The organism is Zhouia amylolytica AD3 (assembly GCF_000511935.2).
In the GTDB taxonomy this organism is placed as follows: Bacteria; Bacteroidota; Bacteroidia; order Flavobacteriales; family Flavobacteriaceae; genus Zhouia; species Zhouia amylolytica.
This window is the reverse complement of sequence record NZ_AYXY01000026.1, coordinates 84477-99253: the sequence shown is the minus strand read 5'-3', so window position 1 is coordinate 99253 and position 14777 is coordinate 84477. Positions and strand designations below refer to the sequence as shown.

The window sequence follows — 14777 nt, the reverse complement described above, 5'->3', positions numbered from 1 at the left end:
TTATGTTTTTACATGCATGATCCACAAATCAAAAGCATGTTCTTTATTCTTATTTTGGTTGTATAAAGCTTTTGCACTTTGCCATGTTGTATCCGCATTCAGGTACACATAGCTATAATTGTTATTAGGGTTAATAAAATATCGGGCGTCAATACCCATCGATTTCAACTGATCAATAAACTTTGATGCATTATTTTGATCTGAAAACACATTTGCGATCAGGTAATACCCTTTCTGCATTTTATCATCTAACATTTTTTGCATACCCGCATTTCCTCTGAATCCGGAAAAACTGGTTGCATTTAAACGTTCGATATCTTCTTTTGTACATTCCAGAAGCCCGGCATTGGTCCATCCATCTCTTGCCCCACCATATTTACCGGATTCATACCCATTTACTCGTTCTCTCATCACCCACGTATCATTATTGTATTGTCCGTTCAAGCCATTATTAGAAGCCACTGCTGCTTCACCCCAATTTCTATATTCATCGAGGTACACATAGTGTAATCCATTTTTAGAAAAAGTTTTCGCATTAATTCCCTGCGAACGCATTTCATTCATAAAACCATCCAGGTTTTTCTGTTCTTTAAAAACATTTGCGATTACTAAATATCTACTGTTCTTGTTGTTCTTGTTATAACTTTTTCTTACAGGAGCTTTGCTCGCGGCATTATTAGTTCCAGCTATATTATTATCTTCTTTCCTAGTCACCACAGGTTTCGTGTCATTCGCGACAGCAATAGCTGTTTCCGGCTGATCTTCGATGCCCATTTCATCTTTCAACTGAGCAACCTGTTGTTGTGTCTGTGGGTTTTGTTGTGCTTTTTCAGCTAACTCACCCATATATTTTTCTACATACTGACGTTTCCTGTCTTCGCTTGCCATTATTTTCTTTTCCAGGGTAGTATCTCTACTACGCATAATAGCATCCTGTTCTTTTTCAATTAATGATGCAATAGCCATTTCATCGTTTTTATAAACAATGATTGTATCATTTTCAACTACCACCGTATCACCTTCTTCCAGTTCCTGACTTTCAGTTAATGCGGCAAGTTTTTCCTCTAATTCTGCATCTTCATCTTCCTCATTTTGAACCATGTCATCCGTTAAGTGTGGTTGGAATGAATAGGCAAAATTAATTTCGTGAGTAGATCCAAAGTTAGAAATCGGATTCTTCAAACCTTTTTCATATACGTATCCAATCGAGATTCGGTTTGAAATATTAAACCCAACTCCGACACTTCCTCCATAGTAATCGTCGTAACCTGTTTGAAACCAACCCGCTGGAAGATCTAGAATAAAACTTGCAGATGGTGAAATATTTTCGTCGCCTCTTTTTCGTGCGCGTGTAAGAACACTGTAACGGCCATTTTTCATCAAACCGGTTCCGTTAGCAATATTTCTGGTATACATTAAATGTCCGGAGAAGGTTTTTTCTCCAAATTCGGTAAGTGCATCACCTGTATCCAAATTGAAATCAACCAGGTTTTCTGCATAAACACCAAAATCGAAATTACCAATTGATATATTGATTCCGGGTTGTACTGAAATTAATGAGTTTCCACTCAGTTCTTGAATAATAGGATCTACATCTACAGTTTGGGCTTCACTTTGATCAAAGCCACTATTATAATATGATAAGTTAACCCCCATGTGCATGTTTACGGTTTCGCTTAGACGAACCCCATAGGTATAATTCCCCATCAATCCGAAATTAGATATCACTCCGAATTTTTGATGATATACACTCAACCCAAGTCCCATTCGGTCGTTAATTCTCCCTGAATAACTCCCTAAGTAGGTTTTATTACTATTATCCCATTCATTACGATGGTATAGGTTAAAATATGACTTGGTCTCTTTCACAGTTGAAAAAGTTGGGTTGATTAAAAATCTATTAAACTTTAACATGTTTTGCGACGGTATATCAATAGAGATATACGGATCTTCTTCCTGTGCATTTACAAAATGCAGACCGAGAAACATCATTACAATGCCGAGAAGGAGGGGGGATCGTCGCATAGTTTATTTAATTATGGTTATTGTTCCTTTTTTAATGGTTGCACCATTCTTTATAATCCTGTAATAATACACAGGATTTCTGCCAGAGTAATTGATAGTACTCTCAGGCCAATTGTTCTGATAATTCGCGCCGGAAAACACTAGTTCTCCGCTCGATGTATATATATTTATTTGTATTTCAGGATTGTTCAGATAAGTAACCGGAATTGCCCAGGTATCATTTATTCCATCTCCATTCGGACTAATAACATTTGGAATAATGGTACTTTCTTGTAACACTGCTTCAATAGTTTTAACAAACTCGCATCCTCCGATGGAAGCAACCAGGGTATACACTCCTTCTGTGCTGATTAATAAACTTGCAGTTGTGCCTACTACTTGCTGGGCATTATCATACCATACATAGGTATCGGCACCACTGGCTATAACTTCTTGTGCTTGACCCTTTTGAAGGTATATCACCCCTTCTTTATTCAATGTTATCTGGTCGTCGGTATATGGTTCAATCGTAACAGTATTGGAAGCTACTTCACAATCATTATTTTTTACTTTAAGCTGATACGTCCCTGACTTTAAGGTTTTAAGTGTTGCGCTGGTTTCATCTAAAAGTATGTTGTCTCTATACCAAGAATAGGTATATGTAGTTGCTGTAATTGAGGATGAAATTGTTACCTGATCTACATCCTCGCAAATCTTCATGAGGTCAGCCGTAATTGCAGGAGTACCAATACCAATTTTAATGGCTATAGCATTCGAGGTTGAATTAAACGATTCCAAAGTACCTTTAAGCGTATAGTTACCATTCGCTGCGGTGTTGTTCACAGTAATTTGTCGGGTTGTTGCTCCCGAAACAGCAGAACCATTCAGGTACCATTGGAAGCTGAATTGCTCGACGATGGATTCATCTACCGCAATCACAGTACCGTCATTGGTTAGTGCTTTAAGTTCACTTAAACTTAAGACAGCTTGAGAGGAAGCACATGCAGTATAATCCCCTACAGCAATTTTAATTTCAAAATCTGAAGGATACGAAACGGTTATTGGTGTTGATTTTTTAGCGATCCCACATCCGGCACTTTCTTTTACTTCAACATAATAAGAGCCAGGACCATTGATTGACAGGGTTGCTGTGGTTGCATCTGCGATCGCTACATCGTCCTTATACCATTGATACACCGGATTTGAAGCGGTGGTGGTAGCTTGAATCGTTTTTGATTGGGAAGGCATTAAAACAATGTCTGTTGCCAGATTGGTTGTTACCTCAAAATCATTGATGGATAATACTACAGAAGATGACAGTGCAGGACAACCTGAACCGGGATCTACTTCCACAAAATACTCTCCAGCAGCATCACCGTTACGGTCTGTAACGGTGTATGAATTAGAAGCTGTTGAAGACAGTAATGTTTCACCTCTATACCAATGATAGGTAAAGTTTTCATCAGGTGTAATATCGGTTGACGCTGTTAGTGTGTATGAGCCGTTTGGGCAAAGCTCCACATTCGCATCTCCCGAAATAGTAACACTTAACTGATCGTTTTGGGTAACGCTTACCAGGTTCGACGAGGTTTCACTCGAGCAGTAAAAACCGTAGTCCACTTCTACAAAATATAGGCCGGGTTCTGTAACTTCTAGGTAAGCGTTTTTTTCGCCTGGTATCAGATTAAAATCTTTATACCAGTTATAATAGGCCTCGCCTGGGTAATTATTAACTTCAAGTAAAATAGGGTCACTACATAGTGTGGCATCCTGAAAGTTATTCAATACCAGGCTTTCATTGACTGTTCTGTAATATGCAGGAAAGCTTCCTGATGCCGAACTGGTTTTTGAAGGACTTGTGCTTCTAACCCTGATTCGATATTTTTCACCATAAGTCGTTTCCGGAAATGCAAACTTGAAAGAAAAAGTTAGCACTGTATTTTTATCGGTAACCGTACTAAGAGTAGTAGCATTGTCGAAACTGCCATTCGCATCAGATAATTCAAGAATAAATTTGTTATCCTCATTAACTAATGGGATTTGCCATGCAAAATCTACTGTAAAAGAATTAAAACCTTCTGAAGGGCAGGGATTTGAAAAACCTAAAACCGGCTGACTTAATGTTTGGGCACTAGCGATCTGCGCGCTAAAGAAAAGCACCAAAAGCATAATAGCATGAATAGCGTTGGGGTAAAACTTTCTATCCATAATTCGGTTAGGTTCAATTAGTTAATCAAGGAACTTGTAGTACTTAACAAAGTGTTTGGGGTGACTTATATTAGGCGTAACAGTCCTTTTAACAAAACTAAAATAAGACTTTTTATTTAATTATTAATAAAATGCTTACAATTTTCGATAAAAAAATCCGTTTCCAAAGGTTTGAAACAAATTAGCTTTTTAAAAAATAGCCATTGATTACCTCGTGGATTTCACTAATTTTGCAATCTTAAATAAGCTGTAAAATGTCAGAAGAGAGATCATTAAACTTTATTGAACATATTATTGAAGACGATTTAAAAGCGGGGTTTCAAAAGAATAAACTCCGTTTTCGTTTTCCACCGGAGCCAAACGGTTATTTGCATATTGGACATGCGAGTTCTATTTGTCTTAATTTTGGATTAGGCGAGCGATATGATGCTCCTGTTAATTTGCGTTTTGACGACACGAATCCTGCCAAGGAAGAACAAGCTTATGTTGATGCTATCAAACGCGATGTAGAATGGCTGGGATTTGAGTGGGAAAAAGAATGTTATGCGTCTGATTACTTTCAACAATTATACGACTGGGCGATTAACTTGATAAAAAAGGGAAAGGCCTATGTTGACAGTCAGGATTCCGAAACAATTGCTGAACAAAAGGGTACCCCTACAAAACCTGGTACTCCAAGCCCATACAGGGATAGATCAATAGAGGAGAACCTCGAACTTTTTGAGGGCATGAAAAATGGTGACTTTAAAGAGGGTGCGCATGTATTAAGAGCCAAAATTGATATGAGCTCAACCAACATGTTAATGCGCGATCCGGTAATGTATCGTATCCTGAACAAGTCACATCACAGAACTGGTAATGACTGGCATATTTATCCTATGTACGACTGGGCGCATGGCGAAAGTGATTACATAGAACAGGTTTCACATTCCCTATGTACGCTCGAGTTTTTACCGCATAGAGAACTGTATGACTGGTTTTTAGACCAGGTTTATGAGGAACAAAATGTAAGATCGAAACAGCGAGAATTTGCGAGAAGAAATTTAAGTCACACGGTTGTAAGTAAACGTAAGCTATTGCGATTGGTTGAGGAGGGTGTTGTTACAGGTTGGGATGATCCTCGAATGCCTACCATATCAGGATTAAGAAGGCGTGGATATACGGCTGAGTCTATAAGAAAATTCGCAGATACTATTGGTATCGCTAAAAGAGAAAATCTTATTGATGTTTCGTTGCTTGAATTTTGTATTCGTGAAGATTTAAATAAAAAGGCCAACCGTGTTATGGCTGTGTTAGATCCGGTAAAAGTAGTTATTACTAATTATCCGGAAGGTCAGGAAGAGTGGCTCGAAGCAGAGAATAATCCTGAAGAGGAAGAGATGACCTATAGAAAGGTTCCGTTTTCTCGTGAAATCTATATTGAAAGGGAAGATTTCAGGGAAGAAGCCAACCGTAAATTTTTCCGCTTAAAACTTGGTAAGGAAGTTCGATTAAAGAACGCTTACATCATTAAAGCTGAAAGTGTTGTAAAAGATGATGAGGGGAACATAACTGAAATTCATTGTACCTATGATGAAGAAAGTAGAAGTGGAAGTGGTACTGAAGCCAGCATGAGAAAAGTGAAAGGAACCCTGCATTGGGTTTCGGTAGCGCATGCGGAAGAAGTAGAGGTTCGTGTTTATGACCGATTATTCAATGATGCGGAGCCTGACGGACATGATAATAAAGATTTTATGGAATTTATCAATCCTGAATCCCTCACTGTGGTAAAAGGATACGCCGAACCAAGTTTAAAGGAAAGTAAACCAGGCGAACAATATCAATTTCAACGTTTGGGATATTTTTGTGTAGATACAGAGTCTTCAAAAGATGCAATCGTCTTTAACAAAACTGTTGGTTTAAGAGATACCTGGGCAAAACTTCAGGATAAAAAATAAAGCACTAAAACAGGAATTCACCTGTTGCGGTTCGACATATTTAAATAAAAAACCCGAGACCAATATCTTGGGTTTTTTTATGGTTATTCATGTTTTAATAGTCTTAATCTATTATTGAAGAAAACTATATATAATCCTGAAATAATTAATCAAATCTATTAAAAGTGGCTTTGTTAACTGTCATTTAACCCACAAAACGGTCGATCTATATCGTTATACCAGGCCCTTATTATAAAGAGCTCTTAAAAGTGCTTAAAATGGGTTTTTGCTACTTAGAATCGTCATCTTTTTTGTCTTGTTGCTTTTTCATGGCTTCACCAATCTGATTACTTGCAACGAAGCTGGCCACCATATCATTTAGCATATTACTTCCTGCCTGGGGCGAATTCGGTAATAATATTAAATTACTATTTGTTTCCTCACCAACCGCCTGAAGGGTATCGTAATGCTGGGTAACAACAATTAGGGCAGAGGCTTCTTGCGAATTAATTCCGACCCGGTTCAATACTTCTACCGATTCTTCCAGTCCTCTTGCAATTTCACGTCGTTGATCGGCGATCCCTTGACCTTGCAATCTTTTACTCTCTGCTTCGGCTTTGGCTTTTTCTACAATTAAAATTCGTTGTGCATCTCCTTCAAACTGGGCTGCTATCTTTTCTCGTTCTGAGGCATTAATTCGATTCATTGCAGCTTTAACCTGAGCATCCGGATCAATATCAGTGACCAGGGTTTTAATGATATCATACCCGTAATCCAGCATTGCTTCCTGCAATTCACGTTTCACTGCAATAGCAATATCATCCTTTTTAACGAATACATCATCTAATTTCATTTTAGGTACTTCAGCACGAACCACATCAAAAACATAGGAGGTTATCTGATCGTGTGGATATTCCAGTTTATAAAACGCTTCATAAACTTTATCTCTAATAACCACATATTGCACTGACACTTTAAGCTTTACAAAAACATCATCTTTGGTTTTTGTTTCAACAATAACATCTAATTGCTGAATCTTTAAGCTCAGACGTCCTGATTTACGATCGACAATAGGAATCTTCATTTGCAGTCCGGAATTTCGGATACTTTGAAAACGCCCAAAACGTTCAATAACTACAGCTGTTTGCTGTTTTACAATAAAAAACGAGCTAAATAGAATGACCAATCCCACAAAAATAATGGGATACATTAAAAAATCCATCATGGAAAAATAGGTTTAAGAATTTGTAAGAGTGAATTTACAAAAAAGAATAATCTTACTTAGATAAAATCGAAAATAAAGGCATAAAAAAAGCCGCTCATAGCGGCTTTATAAACATTCGAAATATATTAAAGTGTTTCTATAGCGTATTTTATACGGCTTAGTGTTTCTTGTTTTCCTAACAATGTAGCTATATCAAATACATGCGGGCCTTTCATTTCGCCAACCAGCGATAATCTAAACGGCGGTATTACTTGTCCGAAGCCTAATTCCTTTTCCGCAATCCACGCCTTAACTATCGTCTCGACGTTTGAAGAAGAAAAATCTTCAATATTTTCAACAACTCCAATCAGCTCAGTTAGAATTTCAGGAGTTTGTTCTTTCCATTGCTTTTTGGCGGCTTTGGCCTCAAAATTTTCAGGAGCCTTGAAAAAGTATCCACCTAAACTCCAGAAATCAGCAACGAATGCAGCCCGTTCTTTAATCAAACGAACAACTTCAGTAACATAGGTAATGGATAGAGAAGTATCTGATTTCTCTATTGAATTCGCTATGACCGGATCAGCTGCGATATAATTTATGAAAAGCTCTGCCAGCTCGGCATTATCTTTTTGTTGCAAGTACTGCTGGTTATACCATTTTATCTTTTCGGGATCAAAGCGGGCACCAGATTTATTGACTCTTTTAAGATCAAAAGCTTCGATAAGTTCAGTAAGGTTAAATAATTCCTGCTCGGTTCCAGGGTTCCAGCCCAAAAACGCCAGAAAGTTCATCAAGGCATCAGGGAAGTAACCATCTTCTTTGTATCCACGTGAAACATCATTGGTTTTTGGATCTGTCCACATCATTGGGAAAACCGGAAAACCTAATTTATCACCATCTCGCTTACTTAATTTTCCTTTTCCTACTGGCTTTAAGATTAAAGGCAAGTGGGCAAATTCCGGTGAATCCCATCCAAAAGCACGGTATAATAAAACATGCAATGCCAGGGACGGCAACCATTCTTCACCACGAATAACATGGCTTATTTCCATTAAATGGTCATCAACAATATTGGCTAAATGATAGGTTGGCATGCCATCACTCTTAAATAATACCTTGTCATCCAGTAAATTGGTGTCTATTTTAATGTCGCCACGAATTATATCCTTTAGATGAAGTGTTTCATCCTGAGGCGACTTAAATCGAACCACATAATCTTCACCCGCATCTATTTTAGCCTTTACTTCTTCTGCAGTTAAAGCAAGTGAGTTCTTGAGCTTTAAACGATTGTGCCAGTTGTAAATAAACGTTTTGCCATTAGCTTCATGGTCTTTACGGTGCGCATCAAGTTCCTCAGAGGTATCAAATGCATAATAGGCCCAACCACTTTCAATTAACTGATCGGCATATTCCTTATAAAGTGCTTTACGCTCACTTTGTCTGTACGGACCAAAGCTTCCTTCATTACCCGGACCTTCATCAAATGGAATACCGCACCAATTTAAAGCATCTATTATATATTGTTCTGCGCCTTCTACATAACGATTCTGATCCGTATCTTCAATACGAAGTACAAAATCACCATCATGTTTTTTTGCAAATAAATAATTAAAAAGGGCTGTACGAACACCACCTATGTGTAATGGCCCGGTAGGGCTGGGAGCAAATCGAACACGTACTTTCTTCGTCATTTTTTTAAATTTTATGCAAAAGTATGAATTATTACACAGGAATAAGGCAATCAGTTTTAACAATCTATTCGCTTTAATCTTTCTTTATAATTCCGAATTAATTGTAAATTTATTAGTTATAACCATTGTAAATGAACGATTACAAGCACATACAACAGAAACTAGGACAGTTTATAAAGCGATATCACACCAATGAGTTGATAAAAGGTGCCATCCTTTTTGCAACGATATTCTTATTATACGGTATAATAACTTTACTGTTGGAATATTTCTTATGGCTTAATGAACTGGGGCGCAGTATTTTATTTTGGCTGTTTATCAGTATCTCTTTTTTGTTGCTTATACGATTTATAGGAATCCCTCTTTTTAAACTATTTAAATTTAAAAAGGGTCTCGATGAAAAAGAGGCTTCCAGTATTATTGGCGCTTATTTTCCTGAAGTAGGCGATAAGCTTACCAATCTCCTGCAATTGGCTAAAAATGAACAAAAGTCTGATTTACTTCTCGCCAGTATCGAACAAAAATCATTGGAAATCAATCCAATACCTTTTCATCTGGCCGTTAATTTCAAAGCTAATCTCAAATACATTAAATATGTTTTTATTCCAATCGGCATCATCTTGTTGTTCTGGGTAAGTGGAAAAATAACATGGTTTTCAGATAGTTACAACCGCGTAATTCATTATCAAACTGCCTATGTGCCTCCAGCACCTTTTCAGTTTGTAATTCTAAATGATGAACTCACCGCTATAGAGAATGAAACCTTTAATCTTCGGATTCAAACCGTTGGGGAGCTGGTTCCTGAAGACGCATCGATAGTCATTGATGATGAATCTTACTACCTTCAAAAAAAAGCAGATCATACTTTTCAATACACTTTCAATCAGCCCAAAGAAGACCTGACTTTTAAAATTCAGTCTTCTGATGTCGTATCAACCCCCTACAAACTGAAAGTAATAAAAGCTCCAAAAATTTTAAATTTTAAATTAAACATCGATTATCCGGCTTATACTAACAAAACTGATGAAACCCTGGAAAGTACCGGAAATATTACGGTTCCTGAAGGCAGCCGAATTTCCTGGGAAATTAATGCAGCGAATACAAAAAGCATTCAGTTCATAACAAAAGATACAGTGGTCTCCTTCGCTGCAAAAGAGAAGTTGTTCACTTATAATAAAACGGTGTTTTCTAATTTTGATTACAAACTAAGCACCAACAACGAGTCCTTAAAAAACTATGAAGAACTGGGTTTTTCTGTAAAATCTGAAGCAGATCAGTATCCCAAAATAAACTTAAAAGAGGTGGTTGATTCAACCAATACGGAGACGATTTATTATCTGGGTCAGGTTTCCGATGATTATGGACTAAAAAAACTGGAAATTGTCTACTATCCAACCAACCAGGAAGAAGCTAAAAAGGCATTGATATTACCAGTAAAAAAAGCCAATTTCGATCAATTCTACTATACATTTCCGAGCGGCCTCACCCTGGACGATGGTGTTTCTTATAGCTATTATTTTAGTATTACCGACAATGATCCATTCAGGGGAGGAAAGAAAACGAAGAGTAAAATTTTCAGTTATAATCGCCTATTGCAAAGCGAAAGAGAACAACAACAATTAGATCAACAACGCAATAGTATCAATAATCTTGACAAAACTATTAAATCGACTGAGGAACAAAAGGAAGAGTTAAACAAAATGCTTCGGTTGAATAAAGAAAAGAACAACCTGAACTACTCCGATAAAAAGAAATTAGAAAATTTTATCAAGCGTCAAAAACAACAAGACGAACTCATGAAAAAGTTTTCCAAAAACCTGGAGGACAACTTGAACGATTTTGAAAAAGAAGCGGATAAAAATGAAATGAATGAATTGTTACAAGAGCGCCTGGAACGTCAACAAAAGGAACTAGAAAAAAACGAAAAGTTAATGGAGGAGATAGAAAAGCTTTCCGAAAAAATAAACAAGGAAGAGCTTACCAAAAAGTTAGAGGAGCTTTCTAAGAACAATACCAATAATAAAAGAAATCTGGAACAACTTTTAGAATTGACAAAGCGATATTATGTTTCCTCTAAAACGGAAAAAATAAGTAAGGATCTTAATGAATTGGCTAAAAAACAAGAGGAACTTTCTAAAGAAAAAATTGATTCTTTATCTAAGAATAAACAGCAAGATATAGAAGAAAAATATGATAATATCAAAAAACAATTAGATGAACTTGAAAAAGAGAACGGTGCTTTAAAAAAGCCATTTGAATTGGAGCGAGACAAAAACCTGGAGCAGCAAACTTCTGATGACTTAAAAAATGCCGGAGACGAAATACAAAAACAAAACAATGAAAACGCAAAGAAATCTCAGCAAAATGCTTCCCAGAAAATGAAAAAAATGGCAAAACAATTATCGATGTCTATGCAGGGAAGTAGTACAGAATCTCTTAATGAAGATGTTGAAATGCTCAGACAGATTCTCGATAATCTACTTCAGTTTTCTTTAGATCAAGAAAGTTTAATGGATCGATTTTACAATATTGAAGATGACAATCCTAATATTGCTAATTACCTAAAAAGACAAAATGACCTTCGTGCCCTCTTTAAACATGTAGATGATAGTTTGTTTTCTCTTTCGCTAAGACAACCAAAAATGTCTGAGGTAATTAATAAAAACATTACTGATGTTTATTATAACATCGACAAAAGTCTTGAAGCCTTTGCGGAAACCAATTATTATATTGGTGTATCCAATCAACAATATGCTATTACAGCCACCAATGAACTATCTGATTTTTTAAGTGATATCCTAGACAATTTACAGCAATCTATGTCTCAAGGTGGAGGCCAGGGATCTGGTCAGGAAATGCAACTTCCCGACATCATCCAATCTCAGGAACAATTAAATCAACAAATGCAAGAGGGTATGCAACAACAAAAAGAAGGGGAGCAAGGTAAAGAAGGAGAGCAGGAAAAAGGAGGGTCCAAACAACAAAACGGAAACACGCTTGATGAGCAAATGAGTGAGGAGCTTTATAATTTATTCCAGCAGCAACAGGAATTACGACAAGCTTTAGAAAAGCAATTAAACAATAAAAAAGGTGAAGGAAAGTCTGGTAACGAGGAGCAATTACTAAGACAAATGGAACGAATTGAAAATGATCTTTTGGAAAAGGGTTTTAATAATGAAACCTTGCAACGTATGATTCGATTAAAGCATCAACTTTTAAAACTAGACGACGCTACATTTCAGCAAGGCGAAAATAAAGAGCGAAAAAGTGAAACAAACACTAAAAATTACACCAATAACCTTCAAAATCAAACACCTGATATACAACAATATTTCAATCAAGTTGAAATTTTAAATAGACAAAGCTTACCTTTGCGGCAAATTTACAAACGTAAGGTTCAACAGTATTTTAAGACAGATGATTAATTTTCATTACGAAACAGAATTTCAACTAGAAGCAACAGCAGCATATAATGACTGGATCAAACGCTGTGTTGATTCTGAAAACCTTTTAATCGGAGAATTGAATTATATTTTTTGCGACGATGATTATCTCCATAAAATAAACGTTGAATATCTAAACCATGATACTTTAACTGATATCATCAGTTTTGATTACACGGAAGGACAAACCATAGGAGGAGATGTATTTATATCGATCGAAAGAGTCAAAGACAATGCGGCAGATTTAAATATAGATTTCGAAGAAGAATTAAAAAGAGTTATGATTCATGGGGTTTTACATTATTGCGGTTACAAGGATAAAACATCAGAAGAAAAAGCATTAATGAGACAAAAAGAGAATGAAAAAATCTCAATGTTCCACGTGAAACACTCTTAATAAAAAACAAGAAAAAAACAGACTTATGTTTTATAATGAATATGATGTAATTGTTGTTGGAGCAGGCCATGCAGGTTCTGAAGCTGCTGCTGCAGCTGCCAATATGGGATCTAAAACTTTATTGATCACCATGAACCTACAGAACATTGCACAAATGTCTTGCAACCCGGCAATGGGAGGAATAGCTAAAGGACAAATTGTTCGTGAAATAGATGCGCTTGGGGGTTATAGCGGTATTGTTACCGATAAAACTGCTATTCAATTTAAAATGCTTAACAAATCTAAAGGGCCAGCAATGTGGTCTCCAAGAGCACAAAGTGACCGTATGCGATTTGCTGAAGAGTGGAGAAACATGTTAGAACAAACAGAAAATCTCGATTTCTATCAGGAAATGGTTTCTGGTCTCATCATAGAAAACAACAAAATAAAAGGGGTGAAAACAAGCCTCGGTTTACACATCTACGCCAAAACTGTTGTACTCACCAATGGAACATTTTTAAATGGATTAATACATATCGGTGATAAACAATTCGGCGGAGGTAGAGCAGGAGAAAAAGCAGCTACGGGAATCACTGCAGATTTAGTTGAAATTGGGTTTGAGGCCGGCAGAATGAAAACAGGTACCCCGCCAAGAGTAGATGGAAGATCTTTAGATTATTCTAAAATGACTCCTCAACCGGGTGATGAACACCCAGAAAAATTCTCGTATTCAAACATTACAAAACCTCTAACGCATCAACGCGATTGTCACATGACCTACACTAGCGAACATGTGCATGAATTACTTAAAGAAGGATTTGAAAGATCACCAATGTTTAATGGAAGAATTAAAAGTATTGGTCCTAGATATTGCCCATCAATAGAAGATAAAATCAATCGATTTGCCGACAAAAACCGTCATCAACTATTTGTAGAACCTGAAGGATGGAATACTGTTGAAGTGTATGTAAACGGATTTTCAACTTCATTACCAGAAGATGTTCAGTTCAAAGCATTACGTGCAGTAGAAGGATTTGAAAATGTAAAATTCTTTAGACCCGGTTATGCTATAGAATATGATTATTTCCCGCCTACACAATTAAAGCACACTTTGGAAACAAAACTTGTTGATGGACTTTATTTCGCCGGACAAATTAATGGTACCACAGGATATGAAGAAGCGGCAAGTCAAGGATTAATGGCAGGACTAAACGCAAGCTTAAAAGTTCAGGAAAAAGAGGCATTCATACTAAAACGCAATGAGGCATACATTGGTGTATTAATTGATGATCTAATAACAAAAGGAACTGAAGAACCTTACAGAATGTTTACTTCCAGAGCTGAATACCGTACACTTTTAAGACAGGATAATGCAGATATTAGACTAACGCATAAAGCCTATGAAATTGGATTAGCAAAAGAAGATCGCATGCGTAGGGTAGAAGAGAAATTGAACAAAACCGAAACACTGGTTAAATTCTTTAAAGAAACAAGCGTTAAACCAAAAGACGCAAATCCTATATTAGAAGATATCCATTCTTCAACCATGAAACAACCTGATAAAATGTATAAGTTGTTTTCGCGACCAAAAATCACCTTGGACCACATGCGTCAATTACCAGGAGTGAATGATTTTATTATCGATCAAAATCTAGATAACGAAGTACTGGAACAAGCGGAAATAAAAGTTAAATACGCGGGATATATTCAAAAAGAAAAAAACAATGCGGACAAACTAAACCGGTTAGAAGACATTCGCATTCCAAATAATTTTGATTACGATAAACTTAAATCTTTATCGTATGAAGCAAGAGAAAAATTGAAAAACATAAAACCCACAACGCTATCACAAGCATCTAGAATAAGCGGAGTTTCACCAAGTGATATTAGTGTAATGTTGGTTTATATGGGAAGATAAACATGACATGTTCCACG

Annotated in this window: 8 protein-coding genes; 4 read left to right on the top strand and 4 right to left on the bottom strand. The window is 36.6% G+C overall.

Annotated features, from left to right (window positions below; all coding sequences use genetic code 11):
* Both P278_RS14020 and P278_RS14015 read right to left on the bottom strand, forming a co-directional pair.
* Nucleotides 1-2025, bottom strand: a complete 2025-nt coding sequence (locus tag P278_RS14020) for a PorP/SprF family type IX secretion system membrane protein (RefSeq protein ID WP_082436181.1) — start codon at nucleotides 2023-2025, stop codon at nucleotides 1-3.
* A 3-nt stretch (nucleotides 2026-2028) separates the two neighbouring features.
* Nucleotides 2029-4212: a T9SS type B sorting domain-containing protein gene (locus P278_RS14015; protein ID WP_038268250.1), complete on the bottom strand. Its 2184-nt coding sequence runs from the start codon at nucleotides 4210-4212 to the stop codon at nucleotides 2029-2031.
* Nucleotides 4213-4466: 254 nt separating this feature from the next.
* Here P278_RS14015 and P278_RS14010 point away from each other — a divergent pair, with 254 nt between their 5' ends.
* Nucleotides 4467-6149 (top strand): glutamine--tRNA ligase/YqeY domain fusion protein, encoded by a 1683-nt coding sequence (locus P278_RS14010; protein ID WP_038268247.1) that lies wholly within the window; start codon nucleotides 4467-4469, stop codon nucleotides 6147-6149.
* Between the two features lie 268 nt (nucleotides 6150-6417).
* On the opposite strand, the gene P278_RS14005 is transcribed toward P278_RS14010, so the two are convergent.
* On the bottom strand, nucleotides 6418-7350 hold the full coding sequence (locus P278_RS14005) for an SPFH domain-containing protein (protein ID WP_394331300.1): 933 nt from the start codon (nucleotides 7348-7350) through the stop codon (nucleotides 6418-6420).
* A gap of 128 nt (nucleotides 7351-7478) precedes the next feature.
* A complete protein-coding gene (gene gltX / locus P278_RS14000) occupies nucleotides 7479-9023 on the bottom strand; it encodes a glutamate--tRNA ligase (RefSeq protein WP_038268241.1) in 1545 nt (514 codons plus the stop codon).
* 131 nt (nucleotides 9024-9154) lie between these two features.
* Between gltX and P278_RS13995 the strand changes: the two genes are divergently transcribed.
* Genes P278_RS13995 through mnmG form a run of 3 tightly spaced genes read left to right on the top strand, consistent with a single transcriptional unit; the run spans nucleotide 9155 to nucleotide 14760 of the window.
* A complete protein-coding gene (locus tag P278_RS13995) occupies nucleotides 9155-12448 on the top strand; it encodes a DUF4175 family protein (RefSeq protein WP_038268238.1) in 3294 nt (1097 codons plus the stop codon).
* Nucleotides 12441-12863, top strand: coding sequence for an rRNA maturation RNase YbeY (ybeY, locus tag P278_RS13990; protein ID WP_038268235.1), 423 nt, complete (start codon nucleotides 12441-12443; stop codon nucleotides 12861-12863). The genes P278_RS13995 and ybeY overlap by 8 nt, the downstream gene beginning before the upstream one ends.
* Before the next feature lie 25 nt (nucleotides 12864-12888).
* Entirely contained in the window at nucleotides 12889-14760 is a 1872-nt protein-coding gene (gene mnmG, locus P278_RS13985; RefSeq protein WP_038268232.1) for a tRNA uridine-5-carboxymethylaminomethyl(34) synthesis enzyme MnmG, read from the top strand.
* Nucleotides 14761-14777 lie beyond the last annotated feature (17 nt).